The 17209-nt window shown below is 60.9% G+C and carries 17 protein-coding genes and 1 pseudogene; 6 read left to right on the plus strand and 12 right to left on the minus strand.

Translation table 11 applies throughout. The annotated features are described in order from the left end of the window. Positions 1–43: 43 nt before the first annotated feature. The 3 genes from KRX52_RS08610 to KRX52_RS08620 all read left to right on the plus strand — a co-directional run bounded on the left by KRX52_RS08610 (position 44) and on the right by KRX52_RS08620 (position 4454). Positions 44–2542: a circularly permuted type 2 ATP-grasp protein gene (locus KRX52_RS08610; protein ID WP_217681327.1), complete on the plus strand. Its 2499-nt coding sequence runs from the start codon at positions 44–46 to the stop codon at positions 2540–2542. Positions 2543–2556: 14 nt separating this feature from the next. Then, positions 2557–3471, plus strand: a complete 915-nt coding sequence (locus KRX52_RS08615; protein ID WP_217681328.1) for a transglutaminase family protein — start codon at positions 2557–2559, stop codon at positions 3469–3471. 131 nt (positions 3472–3602) lie between these two features. Next, a complete protein-coding gene (locus tag KRX52_RS08620; RefSeq protein ID WP_217681329.1) occupies positions 3603–4454 on the plus strand; it encodes a mechanosensitive ion channel family protein in 852 nt (283 codons plus the stop codon). 108 nt (positions 4455–4562) lie between these two features. On the opposite strand, the gene KRX52_RS08625 is transcribed toward KRX52_RS08620, so the two are convergent. Further along, a complete protein-coding gene (locus tag KRX52_RS08625) occupies positions 4563–6455 on the minus strand; it encodes an ATP-binding protein (RefSeq protein WP_217681330.1) in 1893 nt (630 codons plus the stop codon). A 310-nt stretch (positions 6456–6765) separates the two neighbouring features. Between KRX52_RS08625 and KRX52_RS08630 the strand changes: the two genes are divergently transcribed. Further along, the gene (locus tag KRX52_RS08630; protein WP_217681331.1) at positions 6766–7242 is read left to right on the plus strand and encodes a cytochrome P460 family protein; all 477 of its coding nucleotides are present in this window, start codon (positions 6766–6768) and stop codon (positions 7240–7242) included. Between the two features lie 114 nt (positions 7243–7356). Here KRX52_RS08630 and KRX52_RS08635 read toward each other — a convergent pair whose 3' ends face one another. The 5 genes from KRX52_RS08635 to KRX52_RS08655 form a co-directional block, all read right to left on the minus strand. Next, a complete protein-coding gene (locus tag KRX52_RS08635; protein WP_217681332.1) occupies positions 7357–8205 on the minus strand; it encodes an alpha/beta fold hydrolase in 849 nt (282 codons plus the stop codon). Positions 8206–8422: 217 nt separating this feature from the next. After that, positions 8423–8587: a hypothetical protein gene (locus tag KRX52_RS08640; RefSeq protein ID WP_217681333.1), complete on the minus strand. Its 165-nt coding sequence runs from the start codon at positions 8585–8587 to the stop codon at positions 8423–8425. A gap of 634 nt (positions 8588–9221) precedes the next feature. Then, entirely contained in the window at positions 9222–9716 is a 495-nt protein-coding gene (locus KRX52_RS08645; protein WP_217681334.1) for a hypothetical protein, read from the minus strand. Continuing rightward, positions 9668–9919 carry a hypothetical protein gene (locus tag KRX52_RS08650; RefSeq protein ID WP_217681335.1) on the minus strand — a complete coding sequence of 84 codons (252 nt, stop codon included), beginning with the start codon at positions 9917–9919 and terminating at the stop codon, positions 9668–9670. The genes KRX52_RS08645 and KRX52_RS08650 overlap by 49 nt, the downstream gene beginning before the upstream one ends. An 80-nt stretch (positions 9920–9999) precedes the next feature. Further along, entirely contained in the window at positions 10000–10617 is a 618-nt protein-coding gene (locus KRX52_RS08655; RefSeq protein ID WP_217681336.1) for an immunity protein Imm33 domain-containing protein, read from the minus strand. Between the two features lie 980 nt (positions 10618–11597). Here KRX52_RS08655 and KRX52_RS08660 point away from each other — a divergent pair. Continuing rightward, a pseudogene (locus KRX52_RS08660) lies at positions 11598–12644 on the plus strand (IS110 family RNA-guided transposase). A 273-nt stretch (positions 12645–12917) separates the two neighbouring features. Here KRX52_RS08660 and KRX52_RS08665 read toward each other — a convergent pair. The 4 genes from KRX52_RS08665 to KRX52_RS08680 all read right to left on the minus strand — a co-directional run bounded on the left by KRX52_RS08665 (position 12918) and on the right by KRX52_RS08680 (position 14654). Continuing rightward, positions 12918–13235, minus strand: a complete 318-nt coding sequence (locus tag KRX52_RS08665) for a ribonuclease E inhibitor RraB (protein WP_217681337.1) — start codon at positions 13233–13235, stop codon at positions 12918–12920. A 90-nt stretch (positions 13236–13325) separates the two neighbouring features. Next, on the minus strand, positions 13326–13703 hold the full coding sequence (locus tag KRX52_RS08670; RefSeq protein WP_217681338.1) for a DUF7674 family protein: 378 nt from the start codon (positions 13701–13703) through the stop codon (positions 13326–13328). A gap of 90 nt (positions 13704–13793) precedes the next feature. Continuing rightward, positions 13794–14189 (minus strand): ankyrin repeat domain-containing protein, encoded by a 396-nt coding sequence (locus KRX52_RS08675; RefSeq protein WP_217681339.1) that lies wholly within the window; start codon positions 14187–14189, stop codon positions 13794–13796. An 87-nt stretch (positions 14190–14276) separates the two neighbouring features. Beyond that, on the minus strand, positions 14277–14654 hold the full coding sequence (locus KRX52_RS08680) for a hypothetical protein (RefSeq protein ID WP_217681340.1): 378 nt from the start codon (positions 14652–14654) through the stop codon (positions 14277–14279). 157 nt (positions 14655–14811) lie between these two features. Between KRX52_RS08680 and KRX52_RS08685 the strand changes: the two genes are divergently transcribed. After that, positions 14812–15777 carry an integron integrase gene (locus KRX52_RS08685; protein ID WP_217681341.1) on the plus strand — a complete coding sequence of 322 codons (966 nt, stop codon included), beginning with the start codon at positions 14812–14814 and terminating at the stop codon, positions 15775–15777. A 186-nt stretch (positions 15778–15963) separates the two neighbouring features. On the opposite strand, the gene KRX52_RS08690 is transcribed toward KRX52_RS08685, so the two are convergent. Together KRX52_RS08690 and KRX52_RS08695 are read right to left on the minus strand one after the other, a co-directional pair. Continuing rightward, complete coding sequence (locus KRX52_RS08690) at positions 15964–16308, minus strand: cupin domain-containing protein (RefSeq protein WP_217681342.1); 345 nt, start codon at positions 16306–16308, stop codon at positions 15964–15966. 136 nt (positions 16309–16444) lie between these two features. Beyond that, positions 16445–17122: a TSCPD domain-containing protein gene (locus tag KRX52_RS08695; RefSeq protein WP_217681343.1), complete on the minus strand. Its 678-nt coding sequence runs from the start codon at positions 17120–17122 to the stop codon at positions 16445–16447. Between the last annotated feature and the right edge of the window lie 87 nt (positions 17123–17209).

The following is a 17209-nucleotide window of genomic DNA, read 5'->3' on the forward strand; positions in this document are numbered from 1 at the left end:
GGGTGTGGGGATGCTTCAAAACAGGATGTCCAGCGAGTACCCCATGTCCGACCTGCTTGCCGACTATCCGCGCAGCGCCGCGGCCTATCACGAACTGCTCGATGCCAAGGGCGCGGTGCGCCCGCACTGGCGGCAGCTGCTCGCCCATCTGCAGCGCTGCACCCCGGCACAGCTGCGCCAGCGCCAGGCCTTGCTGGCCCGGCAGATCCAGGAAAACGGCGTGACCTACAACGTCTACGCCGCGCCGGACGGCGCCGACCGCCCGTGGGAGCTGGACCTGCTGCCCAACATCATTCCGGCCGAGGAGTGGACCGCGCTGGCTGCCGGCGTGGCGCAGCGCGCCAGTCTGCTCAACGCCGTGCTGGCCGACATCTACGGCCCGCAGCAGCTGCTCGCCGAGGGCCTGCTGCCGGCCGACCTGGTGTTCGGTCACAACCACTACCTGTGGCCCTGTCAGGGTCTGCAGCCGCCCAGTGGCACCTGGCTGCACGTCTATGCGGTGGATCTGGCGCGTTCGCCGGACGGTCGCTGGTGGGTCACCGCCGACCGCACCCAGGCGCCGTCTGGGGCCGGCTATGCGCTGGAGAACCGGCAGATCGTCTCGCGGGCCTTTCCCGACCTGTACCGCGACCTGCGCGTGCAGTATCTGGCGGGCTATTTCCGCACCCTGCAGGACACCCTGGCGCGCCAGGCGCCGAGCGACGGCGAGACGCCTTTGGTGGTACTGCTGACCCCCGGGCGCTTCAATGAGACCTACTTCGAACACCTGTACCTGGCGCGCCAGCTCGGCTATCCGCTGGTCGAGGGCAGCGACCTGACGGTGCGCGACAGCACCGTCTACCTGAAGACCCTCGGCGGGCTGAAGCGCGTGCATGCGCTGCTGCGTCGCCTGGACGACGACTTCTGCGACCCGCTGGAGCTGCGCACCGACTCGGCGCTGGGCGTGCCGGGCCTGCTCGATGCGGTGCGCCGGGGCCGCGTGCTGGTGGCCAATGCGCTGGGCAGCGGGGTGCTGGAGTCGCCGGGGCTGCCGGGCTTCCTGCCGGCGATCTGCGCGCGGCTGCTCGACGAGGAACTGCAGCTGCCGTCCATCGCCAGCTGGTGGTGCGGCGAGCCGCCGGTGCTGGAGGAAACATTGGAGAAGCTGCCCGAGCTGCTGATCCGCGCCGCCTTCCCGTCGCAGCAGTTCGCCGCGCAGTTCGGGCCCGAGCTGGACGCCGGGCAACGCGCGGCGCTGGCCGAGCGGCTGCGCCAGCGGCCCTACGCCTATGTCGGCCAGGAGCGCCCGCTGCTGTCGCAGGCACCGGTCTGGCGGGCGGAGAGTGGGCGTCTGGAAGCGCGGCCGATCGGCATGCGCGTGTTCGCCGTCGCCGGTCCCGACGGCTACCGGGTGATGCCCGGCGGCCTGACCCGGGTGGCGGCCAGTGCCAATGCCCGCACCCTGTCGATGCAATGGGGCGGGGCGAGCAAGGACACCTGGGTGCTCGGCGAACGCCACATCGGCAGCGAACCCTGGCAATGGGTGCGTCCGCTGGGCGTCAAGGACGTGGTGCGCAGCGACCCCTACCTGCCGTCGCGGGTGGTGGAAAACCTGTTCTGGTTCGGCCGCTACTGCGAGCGCTGCGAAGGCAGTGCGCGTCTGCTGCGCATCCTGCTGGCGCGCTATGTGGATGACGACGACGATCCGCAGGCTCTCAACGCGGCGCTGACGGTGGCGGAAACGCTCGGCCTGTTGCCGCCCTCCAGCGAAGAAGATGCCAGCCTGGAGGCGCGTCTGCTGCGTGCGGTGCTCGACAAGGAATGGCCGGCCAGCCTGCGTGTCGCCCTGCAGCAGCTGCAGTGGGCCGCCGCCAGCGTGCGCGGCAAGCTGTCGCGGGAGAACTGGCAGGCGCTGGTCGAACTGCACAAGGAGGCGCAGGGGCTGGACGCGGCGGAGGCCGATCCCGGCGAGATGCTCGATTTCCTCGACCGCCTGCTGATGTCGCTGGCCGCGCTGTCCGGCTTTGCCCTCGACGACATGACCCGCGACGACGGCTGGCGCTTCCTGATGATCGGCCGGCGCATCGAGCGCCTGCAGTTCCTTGCCGAGAGTGGCGCCGGCTTTCTCGCCGGTTCGGCGGTCCAGGACCAGTCGGCACTGGCCTGGCTGCTCGAGCTGGGCAACAGCAGCATCACCTACCGCACCCGCTACCTGGCCGCGCCGCAGCTGGTCCCGGTGCTCGACCTGCTGGTGCTCGACGCCCAGAATCCGCATGCCGTGCTGTTCCAGCTGCGCTCGCTGCAACGCTCGCTGGCCAGCCTCGGCGAGCGCTTCGAGCTGGCGCCCGAGCCCGACCTGCGGGCATTGGATGCCAGCCTGGCCGCCTGGGATCTGGGGCGCCTGGAGTATCACCCGCTCGCCGCTACCGGCGACCCGGATGCCCTGGGCGAACTGGCCGAGCGCCTGTTGGCGCTCGCCGCGGCCGCCGGGCAGCTTTCCGATCAACTTGGCCTGCGCTTCTTCGTGCACGTCGACGCCAGCCAGCAAACCCAGTCGTTATGAGCAGTGCAGTCCTCATGAGCAGCGCCCACTACCGGATTCTTCACGATACCCACTACCGCTATGAGGGGCCGGTGTCGCTGGCCCAGCAGCTGGCGCACCTGTGGCCGCGCGCGAGTCCGTGGCAGCGTTGCGCACGTCGCGAACTCGACGTCAGCCCCGAGCCGACGCGGCGGGTCGACGGCCTCGATGCCTTCGGCAATCCGCTGACCCGGCTGGCCTTCGAGCGTCCGCATGAGGAACTCAGGGTCGGTGCCCGCCTGCAGGTCGAGGTGCTGCCGCGCCCGGCGCTGCGCCTGGCCGACTCGCCGGCCTGGGAGCAGCTGCGCCTGGAGCTCAGCTACTCCGGCAAACGTCTCGGCGCCGAGGAGCTGGAGGCGGCGCGCTATCGCTTCGAGTCGCCCTATGTGCACATCAAGCAGAGCTTCTCCGACTGGGCCGACGACTGCTTCGTCCCCGGCCGACCGCTGCTGCTGGCCGTGCAGGCGCTGATGGCGAAGATCTTCGCTGAGTTCACCTACGATGCCGCCGCCACCCAGGTGGCCACACCGTTGCAGCAGGTGCTCGAGGAAAAGCGCGGGGTGTGCCAGGACTTCGCCCACCTGATGCTCGCCTGCCTGCGTTCGCGTGGCCTGGCGGCGCGCTACGTCAGCGGCTACCTGCTGACCCAGCCGCCGCCCGGTCGGCCGCGGCTGATCGGTGCCGACGCCTCGCACGCGTGGATTTCGGTGTGGTGCCCGCGCCTGGGCTGGGTCGACTTCGACCCCACCAACAACCTGATCCCGGCGCTGGAGCACATCACCCTGGCCTGGGGCCGCGATTTCGGCGACGTTTCGCCGCTGCGCGGGGTCATCCTTGGCGGCGGCAGCCACGATCCCGAGGTCAGCGTGACGGTGATGCCGCTGGAAGAGGCGCTGGCGCGGGGGCTGTGAGGGGCGGGCCTGGCGGTCGCGAGGCGGCTGCCGGCGCAGGGTGCGCCGCCCCGGCGACTCGGCGGGAGTAGCGGTTTTCCGCGCGACTGCTAGCGTTTCATGGGTCAGCCCTTTTGCGCAGGTGATCCGCCGTGGACGAAAGTAATCTAATCAGCGCCGGTACCGAAAAAGCCAGCCAGCTGTGGCAACTGGTCGCCGACTACGGCGTTGCCTTCGGCGTGAAGATTCTTGCCGCCATTGCCTTCTGGGTCATCGGTCGCTGGCTGATCGGCTTCGCCGTCGGCCTGGTGCAGAAGACCCTGGGCCGTCAGCAGGTCGATCCGACCGTGCTGCGCTACCTCGGCTCCTTCATCACAGTCACCCTCAACATCCTGCTGGTGATCGGCATCCTCGGCTACTTCGGCGTGCAGACCACCACCTTCGCCGCGCTGATCGCCGCGGTCGGCCTGGCCATCGGCATGGCCTGGTCGGGGCTGCTGGCCAACCTGGCAGCCGGTGGCTTCATCATCGTCCTGCGCCCGTTCAAGGTCGGCGACTTCATCAGCGCCGGCGGGGTGACCGGCACGGTCACCGAGATCGGCCTGTTCGCCACCGCGATCACCACCCCGGACAACGTGCTGACCCTGGTGGGCAACAACAAGATCTTCGGCGACAACATCCTCAACTACACGGCCAACCCGTTCCGCCGCGTCGAACTGAAGGCCCAGCTGTCCGGTGCCGCCGACTGGAAGGCCGCCGCCGCCCTGCTCAAGGAGCGCATCGCTGCCCTCGACAACGTGCTGGCCACCCCGGCGGTGGAGGTGGAGATCCTCGAGTTCAACCTGGTCGGCCCGGTGCTGGCGGTGCGCCCCTTCTGTCACAACGACCACTACTGGCAGGTCTACTTCGACACCAACCGGGTGATCAAGGACGCCCTCGGCGAGGCCGGCTTCCCGGCGCCGATGCCGGCGCAGATGGTGCTCGTGCAGCAGGCCGGCGGGTAGGCGGCCCGTACCCGTCTGCGCGGGACGATAGCGGTCAGGTAGGAGCCAGCTTGCTGGCGATGCTCTTGGAGCAAGAAAGCATCGCCAGCAAGCTGGCTCCTACGGCCCTCAGCCGCTCAGGAACGACAGATGGATCTCGCTGCCGTAGCGGCGAATGATGTCCAGCTTGGCGCGGTGAAAGGCCGCAACATCGCCTGGCCGGCCCGATTTCTCGACCGCGAAGCGCGCCAGCTCATCGGAAATCACATCCATGAACAGCTCGGCCAGCAGCAGCCGGGCGGAGTCGCGGAAATGCCCCCGGCCATCCACGTACAGCTGCACGGTCGGCGCCTCGGTGTTGATGAGGATCTTGCGCTCCGCCGGGCTGTAGACCGCGCGGTCCAGCTCGTTGCCCAGGTTGCGGAACTCGTAGCCGGTGAACATCAGCTCGCCATGGTCGTGAGGCGTGCGGTGCCTGATGGTATGGCCGGCCGCTCCATGGCTATGCCTTGACGCATGCTCGGCTATCACCACCTGGCACCAGGCCCAATGGGTTCCCGCCCGCACGGTGATCTCGCCGCGGTCCCCGGCGGCATCTCCGACCAGCGTCCATTCGATCCGCTCACTGCCGTGCAATTCGTCAACCGCAATCGCCGTCGGCGCGGGGTCGATGTGCAGGGTGTCGGGCAGCGCATATTCGACGTGCAATACCTCGCCACTGGCCAGCTGGGCGGGGTCGAGCAGCAGGGTGACGTGGAACGGGTGGTTGGGCTGGCGGTAGTAGAACGGCGTGGTGAAGCGCAGCGCTGCCGGGCGTTGCGCCGCGTCCACGGTACTCGCTCCCGCTGCGGGGGGCGGCAGACTGATGCCCAGATCCTGAATGGCCGCCCGATTCATGCGCTCGAGCAGGTGCTCGATCATTTGGCTGGTGCGCCCGGAGGCGCTGGCATGCTGCAGATGCTTGAGCTTTTCCCGCTCGGCCAGCACGCAGGGCGCGATCATGCGGCTGACCGCCCTGGAGAACGCCTCCACAAAGGGCTCCTTGTGATTCAGCCCCTCGCGCTCGTCGCTGATGATGGCCGCGCCCTGGCCGAGCTTTTCGATCAGGGCCGGGCAATGCACCGTGCCGAACAGGTATTCGGTGCCCACCTGGTTTTCATATTCGAACAGTTGGCAATCGAGTACCGCCGTGCCGGACAGGACAACCAGACCATTGGTGCGCTCATCGCCCCGGGTCGCCAGCTCCGCATCCAGGGCGCGCTTGAGGGTGAAGGTGAACGGATAGCTTTGTTGCTCATACACGAAATGCCCGACCTGCTCGGGGCCCAGCAGCAGCGTGGCGGGTGGCTCCTGGTAATGCACGGTGCCGCTGCGCTCCAGTTCCTTGCCGCGCTGCATATGCACCAGCTCGACCGTGCGCCGGTTCAGCACATCGCGCAGATAGACGTTGTTCGCCACCGACTGAACCACGGATCGATAGTGGGAGATGTTGGTCAGGGCGTTTTCAATGACGATGGTGACCTTGGTGCCGTTTTCGGTAACGCCCAGCCGGGCATAATCCTTTTCCCGTGCCGGCCGATCGCCGTCGCCGTCGTCATACAGGTAGCCGCCATTCTCGCCGCGAAACAACTCGATGCGGGAAAAGCGTCCGGCATGGATGGTCTCGATCCAGCCGTAGCCCAGGCCATAGATGGCCTGCTTCAAGCCGCGACCGAAATAGCCGCGTCCGCCGCCCTCGCCACGCGCCAAGGGACTATGCGCTCCGCCATAGGTCAGGATGAAGCGGGCCTGCTCGAAGGACATCCCCTCGGCCTGATCGGCAATCATCAGCACCGCGCCGGTCTGATGCCGCTCATAGTGGATGCGGATCTGGCCAGTCACCGGCAAGCCGGCCTTTTCCAGCCGGGCATAGCTGTCGTCAGCGTTGGTGATCAATTCGACCAGGGCTTTTTCTATGGACGCAAAGCGCCGCGAGTCGATATCGATCACCCGCTGATCCACCGGGATGGGGGAAATGGCCATGCAGTACTCCTTGTGTAACCCATTGACCCGCACTCCATGCGCTGCCAGGTCGCCTGCTTTGACAGCGATTTGGGGCGGTCCTACGCTGCTCAAGCATCGACTCGATGCATGCGTGTGTCCAGGCGGGTCACGAGCAGGCGGGTGATTTTTTCTGCCGCGCGCTGGCCGGTGCGGTTGTGGGGCGTCGAGACGGTGCTCCAGGGCGATTCCCGCCGTTTTCCGGGTGGGTCGCCCTTTTCCGGGCAATCCCGGGTCGGTTCCAGGCGCTGGCTGCAGCGTGGCCCGGCCGACCCGCCACGAGGAACACACCATGAAACCGTTACTGCTTGCCCTGTTGGCCGTGCTGCCCGCTTCCGCGGTGCTGGCCGCAGACCCCGAGGTGCCCTATCCGACCGGCTATCGCTACTGGCATCACGTCAAGAGCATGGTGATCGAGCAGGGCCACCCGCAGTTCGATGGCTTCGGGGGCATCCACCACATCTATGCCAACGCGTCCGCCCTGGAAGGCTACAAGGCCGGGACCTTTCCGGATGGCTCGGTGCTCGTCTTCGACCGGCTGGAAGCCAAGCGGGCCGACAACGCGGTGACCGAGGGCGCGCGCAAGGACGTAGCCGTGATGCTCAAGGATGCGAAGAAGTTCGCCGCGACGGGCGGCTGGGGCTTCGAAGCCTTCGGTGGCGGTGATCCGACCCGGCCGGTGGTCGGCGCCGACGCAGCGAGCACCTGCTATGCCTGCCATGCCCCGGAGAAGGCCCATGACTACGTGTTCAGTCGGACGCGCGACTGAATTTGTGCGATCAGGCAGGGTGCAGTCGGCCCTGCCTGCAGAGCAAGGCTCACCCGCACTTGCTGTGCCCGCAGTTCAGGCAGGTACACATCGCCCTTCTTAAGATAGCCGCCCCTAGACGAATTCTAGAAACGCCCTCATCGCGGCGAGAACCGGTGTCTGACCTCTATCCTGGAGATGCAGGAGGTGACCGACCCCTTCGATCTGGGTACATTGCACGTTGCTGAAGTTATGCTGCAGCCAGGAGATTTCATCATCCGTCATTATCGCGCCGAGCTTGTTCTCTCCTCGAAGGAACAGTACCGGACAATCAATCTTGGACAGGATGTCCTGATAATCATACCCTCCAACAAAGCCATCGAAATCGTGGAGCAACGCATTGAAGAAGGTGGGGTCGAGCTGCCACAGACATCCGGCGAAGAACAATATCCATGTACTGGTTACACCCGGATGGTCCTTGTATGCGTCCGCCAGCGCCATGGATAACTCTTTTTCCGATTTTGCCGATTTCTTGAGTCCCAGCCAAAGACCAAACATGTCCCGGCTCGAATCGATGACTCTCCTGTAGTTATCCAATGTCAGAGGAATATCCTCGATGATCAGGGCCTTCACCTTGCCTGGGCATCGCGCGGCGACCATCAGCGCGATTACACCCCCGATGGAGTGTCCCACCAGCACCGCGGGCGCGTTAAATTGGCTCACGAATTCAGCGTTGTCTTCTGCGAAGTCCTGCAGACGATATGTGTTAGGAACCCATCCTGATCGGCCATTTCCTCGCAGATCCAACGCATAGGTGTGCCATCGTTGTCCCAAACTCGGAATCAGCGAGAGGTACTCTTGCCAACGCCAAGCACCGCCATGCAGCATGATCAGTGGTTGGTCCGAGGAAGATCCGTAGTCCAGATAGTTCAGTTTCGCCGCTTTTGCGTCAAATGTTCTTTCTCGTGGTATGTGTAACACCATGGATATTATCTCTACCGTGCGGATTAATCGGGGCAACCAAGTGAGCATGACGGCAGCTGGCGGAATTCGGACGTCGGGTCACCGCAACGAAGAATTGACGCCCAACGTGATAGTTCAGGGGCGCGTAGCCGGCTTGCCGGCGAAGCGTCCCTCTGGAGCGGCGGGTTAGGCTGATGTACCGCCAGAAAAAGTCAGCGCTGCCAAGGCGGTGATATTTTCATGAGTATTTGAATGTGATGTAAATTGCAGCAACAATAATCGCAAAAAATAGTAAGCCGGAAAACGCTCGAAGGATGCGCGCCCAACGGTGTTTCTTTGCAGCTTTATCAATACCCACATCAACTGCAGCAGCAACCGCAAGCTCAACAAGGTCGTCGATCATTAGGATGCCCTAACGTTTGACGTGAGGGGCCGCCGTAGCGGCGAAGCCGCGAAGGGAACCCGCGAGCGCAGCTTGCGGGCGGTCCCTCTCGACGGAATAGTTAGGGGGTTGGTGGCTCAACACACAAAGTACCTCTTTTGACAAAAAGGCTTCCAAGATTTGGACGACGTAAGATAAGAGCCCATTCCGGTTGCCCCTCCGCTGTCATGAAAGATGCTACGCGAAGACCATTAGAAAGTGCGACACAGATCTCAGGAAGTTGGCCGTTGACCTGAACCCCTGAAACAGTAGCTCCTTTTAATTTTTCAAACATTCCCGGCCAGCGCCCCTCGGAACTCCAGCTACCTCCAAGGATTGACCTCGGTCGCTCAATACGCCAGCTCCACTCAATCATTAGGGTTAACTCACCATCAGGCTGGCCTGGCGCCCCATTTCTCCTTGTGGTTGGAGTCAGCTCTCCAAACTCAAGGAAAATTGCAGAGCCGTGGCCTCGCCAAACATGGGAAATTGGCTTTCCGATAAGGGCGGCAAAAAAAGGCGCTGCTACAGACAAGAAGTAGCCCTCTAACGTTTGGTTAAGGGGCCGGTTTTAGCCGGTCCCGAGTGAGCGAAGCGAACGGCTTTGAACCAGTTGTTAGCTGATTACTCGCTGATTGTTAATGTAGGCATATTTAATTTTTTGTAATTCACTAAGTTCGCTTGTGTCGACCAGACTTTTGCACCTGGTAATTACTATTTTTTCTAAATTTGGTGCGATTTCGTTAAGCCATTTTAGGCTTGAGAGATTCTTGCGGTAGTGGAACTGAATTTCCTTTAGTTGTGGTAGGGCTTGAATTCCTTTGAGGCTAGATGGGTTTGCCCAGTTTACGTCAAGATTTTCCAAGGATGAAGGGAGTGCTAGACCTTCATAACTTTTATGCTTTGGGTTGTAGTGCCAAAGGTCAAAGCTATTAACTTTCTTAAGGCTCTCCAGATTTTTGTCAGTCTTCGTGTGGTGCCATACCATTTTTTCAATTTCTGGAAGCAGCGAAAAATCTATGCCAGCTCTCTTTTCGTGGACACCGAAATAGCGAAGATTCTTTAGGCTGTATATTCCATCAATTTTTTTAAGTTTATTTCCCAGAACCAAAGCTGCTCTATATGTGGGGTTTCAGCTAAAAAATCAAAATTATCTTGCTTGAAGCCAAAAACCGGACAGCCAAAAAGCCCTTTGATTTTTCGTTCATTAACTTCGTTGACACATGCGGTTAGACGATCTGTTTCTACTCCTAGGGATGGAGTAATACCTAGATCATCAAATCTTAGAAAATTACCTGCGCGTTCAACAGGCATAATTGTATTCGGCTAACGTTTGGTTAAGGGGCGGGCTTTAGCCCGTCCCAGTGAGCGAAGCGAACGATTTGAACCATTTGTTAGCCGCTATTCGCCACACGGGAGAAGGCTCCAGTTCCGGTGTCTCGAATGAAGGCCGATCCTTCTGGTTGATCGAGCAACTCAATGAAGGAATCGTCTCGACTTAGCACAGCGCCAAGAGAGACATAGGCGATATTGTTTGTGTCTTCCATGTACTCATCAGACTCAGTGTTGGAAGTTATCCTCCAACCACTGTCTCGCTCTTCATCGGGGGCCTCCCGATAGAGATAGCCGACCTTGTGGCCCTCGTCGAGCACCCGCTTGGTAACGAAGCACCTCTTGATATACCGCTCGACAATATTGTCGTCATCATCATGCTCAGTGTTGATGATGTGACACGCCCCGAACTCCACCAGTTCATCCAGCTTGAGATCTGAGATGTGCCTGGGCTCGTTGTTTAGACGCCCACGAAAGCGGCCTTGCCCCAGCACCTCATCAACGAGAACCCACATACGTTCAGCCGATGGCGCCTCCGGGTCTTCGCTTTCGAATTGGAAGATCAACTTCACGACCTCCCCGGGAACGACCTGCTCAATGATTTCCCGCGACGGCTTGTAGAACGTGTACTTGTTCTCCGCGGCAAGGTGATCTGCGTTGGTGAGGTGCCAGCTTGGCATAACGGCTCCTATGGCGGCTAACGTTTAGGTTAAGGGGCGGCCGCGGTACGCGGGCGTTCCAGTGAGCGAAGCGAACGACTTGAACCGAATGTTAGGCATTGAAGCCAAAGCGGATGCACGAATAGCCAGCGATTCACGCCAAACAGCCAAACCCGCCACCGTACCAGGCACGCTACCGCCACATCCTTGCGGCGAACGGAAGCAGCCACCGGGTGATTTTGCCGCAGGCTCGAAGCCGGGCAGAACCCATGGGGCAGGAAGGAAGTGAGAACAGAAGATGATCTTTGGCTTCCTTGCCTGCACCAACTACAAAGCTAATTATGCCTAACGTTCAGGTTAAGGGGCAGGCAAACGCGCAGCGTTTGACTGTCCCAGTGAGCGGAGAGAACGGCTTGAACCGTATGTTAGCCATTACCGCTGCCCAATAAGTGCACGGTACTGAACAGAAACGCCCGCAGGAGCACCTTGTATGGGCGAAATATTTGCGTAGGCCGGGTATTCAAGCACTAGGTTATAGGGCGAACTCCAGTGCAGCCTCGGAATTAGGTCTTGATCGCGGACAATAAGGACGTTTCCCGCTTCATCCGGCAGCTCCGCTCCGTAGGATAATACAGAAACATGCAGGCTATAAGGCGTTGTGGCTCCACAGTTCCGCTGGAAGAGAACAGCCTGATGTACACCGTTTGATGAGCCTAGGCTAAAGAGTGGTTCGTTTACGCATAGCGGACCGAGAGAGTAAACGAAGAGAGCAGCTGCAGCGACAAGAAGAAGGACCACACCGGCAAGGGTCAATGCCGCAAATTTCAAAGCGCTTTGAATGTGCACCTGGCTGCTCCGTGTGGCTAACGATTAAGCTAAGGGGCCGGCTTTAGCCGGTCCCAGTGAGTGAAGCGAACGATTTGAGTGCTGTAATGGACTCTCCCTGCACCACACTTACCCGCACCAGCGGTGCCGTGAGTGGCGTTCGGAGGGTGTCAGCGATGTACAAGCAAATTGCAGTGGATTTGGCCAAGTCCGTTTACCAAGTTGCCGAGAGCGTCCGTGCCGGGTAGGTGAGTCAGCGCAAGCGGCTGAATCGCGAGGCGTTTCGTCGATATATACAGGAGCAGACCGAACCGGTCGAGTGGCTGATGGAAGCCTGTGGCACGGCGCACTACTGGGGCCGTTTCGCCCAGGCGCTGGGGCATCGGGTGACCCTGCTGCATGCCCGCTACGTGCGCCCCTACCGGCGGCGCAACAAGACCGACCGCAACGACTGCGACGCCATCCTCGAAGCCGCGCGCTGCAAGGGCATCCACCCGGTGCCGGTGAAAACCCACGAGCAGCAACAGCTCCAGCAGCTGCACGGCCTGCGCGAGACCTGGAAGAAGAGCCGCACCCAGCGCATCAACCTGCTGCGCGGCATCTTCCGTGAAATGGGCATCGAGGCGCCGGCGGCGACGGCGGCCTTTCTTCGGGCGGCTCACGAACTGGTCGAACGGCCCGAAGTGGCGGCATTGCGCGGCCAGCTGCACATCGTCCTGGCCGAGATCAATCTCTACGAGCAATGCATGGTCGAGTGCGAGCAGCAGCTCCAGCGCTGGCATGCCGATGACGCCATCGTGCGCAAGCTCGACGAGGTCAGCGGCATCGGCGTGCTGACCGCCAGCGCCCTGAAAACCGCGGTCGGCCAGCCCGAGCGGTTTGCCAATGGCCGCCAGCTGAGCGCCTGGCTGGGCATGACCCCGCGCGAATTCAGCAGCGGCGACCGACGCAAGCTGGGACACATCAGCCTGCAGGGCAACACCTACGTGCGCACCCTGCTGATCCATGGTGCGCGAGCGGCCCTGCTGGCAGCCCAGCGTTGCCAGGCCAATACCCCGGAACGCCTGACCCGGCTGCAACGCTGGGCGGCGGAGACGGCGGCGCGGATCGGCCACAACAAGGCCGCGGTGGCGCTGGCCAACAAGCTGGTACGGATCTGCTGGGCGGTGTGGTGCCACGAGCGGCGCTTCAGCGGCGACTGGCAGAGCAAACTGCCCGCCTGACGGCGGGCCAGGTAATCAGGAAGCGGTTTTCTCGTGGTTGTGGTGAACAGCGACACTGTCGGAACAGGCGAGTCCTGCAGCGGAACAAGGCCGATAACAATTCTGATCCCCGTGATCGATTGAACGCTTGGCCCCCGTTGCGCGAACTACAGAGTGGCCCGGGCGGTAACGCCCAGCGAAGGCCGGATATACGAATGCAACCGCACTGACGACAGGGTTGGAAAGGCTTTACTCACCACTTGTGGGGAGAGTCCATATACGTGTTGTTATGTTTCACTCCTGCATGACTCCCCAGCCATCTTTCAGGCCGCCGAATTTGTTGGCTACAACTTCAAGGTCACTTTCCCATTCTGTGATTTCACTATGGGTTGGTGCGTGCATGATTTTAACGACCACATCCCATAGGTTTTTCTTGTTGGGTTGTACCTCGGCGTGAATTTTGTGTCCATGAAGCATCGCTGCAAATTGCTCTGCAGAGGTTCTCGACTCGAAAGTATGGTAGTAGTCGAAAACATGCTCTTTATTGAAGTCAAAGCCTGAGTTCTGCATCCGGCGGAGAACGTCACCATTTTCGTCGTTGGGAAACTGCACGGTTCCTCCTTGAAATATAACGTTTAGGTTAAGGGGCGGCCGCGGTACGCGGACGTCCCAGTGAGCGAAGCGAACGGATTGAACCGTATGTTAGAGCGGTGCACGTTTGTGAAACCCTATATATAGCTCTTTGAGAGATGCAGGGAGATTTTCCCAGTATGTGGCTGCTTTGCTTCCAGGAACTTGCCAGAAAAGATTCTCGACAAAAGCAACGTCAATGCAGTTTTTTATTTCTGTGCTACAGCCGTGTAGTGCCTGGCTAAGAAATAAAAGCAGCTCAATATGATGGTCTGCGCTAACACATTTGTTCATGTCGTTATTTAGCGCATTTGCCAAACTTTCGAACCAGGAGTAAGAAAACTCGGGGCTGGGTTCGCCCCAAGTTTTTGCATGAATTCTGTCGGCAATTTCAGTAATCTCTGGGAATCGATCTCTGGTTGCATTGTAAAGGTCGAGTACGGTTTTCATGATTTTGGCTCTAACGATTAAGCTAACGGGCGGCCAAAAGTGCAGCTTTTGGACGTCCAGCGAACGAAGTGAGCGAAGTTGAGCGCCATGTTAGGTGGCGTTGAGTTGCGCGAATAACTTGGCAATTTCCCCGCCTTTACGAATCGCTCTTTCTTGAGCCGTTTCGTTGAGCTCAGAACGAATATTTGCCTTGGCACCTGCCCGCAAAAGAGCGTCTGCAATAGTGAAATTCCCCTTGCTAACTGCGACGTGCAGTGGGGTTTCGCCCATATCTCCGATGGCATTGGGGGCTGCGCCTGCCGCAAGAAGCACTTTGACGGCGTAGGCATCATCGCGCCAAACCATGACATGAAGCGGAGTATCACCATCGCAGTCAGTGCTGGAGATAGACACAACTTTTTCACCCATTTCGGCTGGGAAAAGAACGTCTGATGCTGAGGCTAGAATTTCTTCTAGCGTGGCGTGACGTTTCGGTTCGTGGCCCATAGACACCTAACGATTAAGCTAACGGGCGGCCAAAAGCGCAGCTTTTGGACGTCCAGAGAACGAAGTGAGCGATAGTTGAGCGCATTGTTATGCTGCGTGCCCCCATATGTGCTCGGACTTGAAAGAGTAGCGATAGAGAGGGATTAATAGTGCTACAGCTATGCTTATAGCTGCGATGGCAGCGATAATTTCCCAGGTCTCTTTGATCTCTAGGAGCAACGGCGCGGCATCAATTAAGCTGTAAATGCTGAGGCCGAGATTCAGCAGAAATGCCGCAATCGCTATATTTTTTGTTCCGACGGCTTTTTGATAAGCGTAGCCGTATATGCAGAATTGCCCAAGAATTTGGATGGTCAATGCAGCTATGTCCTCTGCCTCAGGGAAGATGTAAGCAAAGGGGAGCGTGAAGACTGCGAAAAGTATAAGTGCTGTGGTTACCCAGAATACAATCTTCCATATCAGCATGGGGCTTACTGCTCCTGAGCATAACTACTATTAGACGCCAGATGGTGCGGCGAAATGCGCCATCTGGTGTATAAAAATCCCTTGCCGATGCTGATGTATCCCTTGTAGGCTGCGGCTTCCAGCAGGATGCTGGGGCCTGTGCGGGGAGTTATACACCATGGATGGCAAGCCCAAATTGCTGGATCGGCTACGTGAGCAGATCCGTGTCAGACATTATTCGATTCGTACCGAAGCTGTCTATGCGAAGTGGGTGCGGGACTTCATACGATTCCACAAAATGCGCCATCCGGCCGAGATGGGCGCGCCCGAGGTGGAGCGCTTTCTATCGCACCTTGCGGTCGATATGAATGTTTCGGCGTCCACGCAGAATCAGGCGTTGGCCGCGCTGCTGTTCCTCTACAAGCATGTGTTGGCCATCGAGCTGCCCTGGCTGGGTGAAGTGGTGCGTGCGAAACGTCCGGAGCGTTTGCCGGTCGTCTTGTCCCGCGAGGAAACCCAGCGGCTGCTGGCCTGTTTCGACGGGGAGATCGCTCTGGTGGCCGGATTGCTGTATGGCTCCGGCATGCGCCTGATGGAGGCGATGCGTTTGCGGGTCAAGGATGTGGATTTCGGACGCAACGAGATCATCGTCCGTGATGGCAAGGGCATGAAGGATCGGGTCACCTTGTTGCCGGCTCGCCTGGTAGAGCCATTGCGGCAGCACCTCGGTTGGGTCAAGGCGCTGCATCAGCGTGATCTGGCCGAGGGATTCGGCGAGGTCTATCTACCGTTTGCCCTGGCACGCAAGTATCCGAACGCGCCGAAGGAGTGGGGGTGGCAGTATGTGTTTCCTGCGCCGAACCACTCAGTCGATCCACGCTCCGGTGTGAAGCGTCGCCACCACCTGGATGAAAAGCGGGTGCAGCGGGCTTTCCGGGCGGCCGTGCGAGCAACCGGGATCGACAAGCCGGCTACGCCGCATACCCTGCGGCACTGCTTCGCCACTCACCTGCTGGAAAGCGGGCAGGACATCCGCACGGTGCAGGAGCTGCTCGGCCATGCGGATGTGAAGACCACCATGATCTACACCCATGTGCTCAATCGCGGCGGGCTGGCCGTGCTGAGTCCTTTGGACCGGCCTTGAGCCTGCTCACTCGCACTGGCTATGCCCGCAACTCAGGCAGGTGGCGCAGCCTTCCAGGCGGACTACTGCCGGGGTATGGCATTGCTCGCAGCGGCTAGCCCTGGGCTGGAAGCCTTGGAGCGCGGCCCGAAGCACGTTCGCTTACTCTGCCAATCATGAACCGCCGTGTTGCTGTCGGGCCTGCGCTTATTCTTGCCTGACTATATCGACGGAGACTTCCACCGCCGGGAGCGTTCCCCGGTTCTCCAGCCAGTGTGTGGTGTTCCTGTCCTCGGGCCAGCCCACGCCCGGCCCATAGTCGGTGGCGACGCCATTGCGATGGTCGGTGATCGTGCCCTGCAGGATGTAGACGGTGCCTGGCCGGTCCTTGTGGTCGTGAAGCGGCCCGAAGACGCCCCCAGGCGCGATGGTCACCAGGCGCATCCTGAGTTGGCGCCCGGCCATGCCTTCGATCTCCGGGCCAAGGTCGACCGTCGCCAGTAGTTCTACCGTGACACCTTGCGTCTCAGGGGCTACCTGTTCGTTGCTCATGGTGCTCTCCTCGCTGGATTGTCGGGCCCATTGTTGCAGTCAGAGGGCGCGCCTTGGCGCGTTCCGTTTGGGTACCCATGTGCTCGATCGTGGTGGGCTGGCTGCGCTGAGTCCGCGTGACCGACCGTGAACCCGCTCACCCGCACTTGCTATGCCCGCAGTTCAGGCAGGTCGCGCAGCCTTCCAGTTGCACCACCGCCTGGGTGTGGCAGTGGCCGCACAGTTGTGCGCCCGGCGGGAAGCCTTCGCCGGGTTCCAGCGCCGCGGCGCCCTGGCTGGCCTCCCAGGCGGCGCGGCGTTCGTCCAGGTAGCGCTGCTGCGCTTCGTCCGTTTGCCGGCCTTGCAGCATGCCGATGGCGATCAGGTGGCGCTCCAGCACGGCGCCGATCTCGGCGACGATGGACGGCATGTAGACGCCGCCCTTCTTCAGATAGCCGCCGCGCGGGTCGAACACCGCCTTGAGTTCCTCGACCAGGAAGGTGCAGTCGCCGCCCTTGCGCAGCACCGCGGACATGATGCGGGTGAGGGCGACGATCCACTGGAAGTGGTCCATGTTCTTCGAGTTGATGAAGATCTCGAACGGACGCCGCTGCTCGAAGGGCGTGCCGGCGTTGAGCAGGATGTCGTTGATGGTCACGTAGAGTGCGTGCTCGAACAGCGGCGACTTGATCTTGTAGGTGGCGCCGACCAGCACCTCCGGGCGCTGCAGGGTTTCGTCCAGCTGCACCGGCGGCTGCCCGGCCGCCTCGGCGGGGCGCAGGCTTTGGTCGACCACCTTGAAGCTCTTGATGCGCTGGCTGATCTTGACGGTCATGGGCGTTCTCACGATGCGCACGTGGTGCTGGTAGGGTGGGTTAGGCCAGCGGCCGTAACCCACCAACCGGCCGCGAGGCCGGTCTCT

The organism is Geopseudomonas aromaticivorans, assembly GCF_019097855.1.
Lineage (GTDB): Bacteria > Pseudomonadota > Gammaproteobacteria > Pseudomonadales > Pseudomonadaceae > Geopseudomonas > Geopseudomonas aromaticivorans.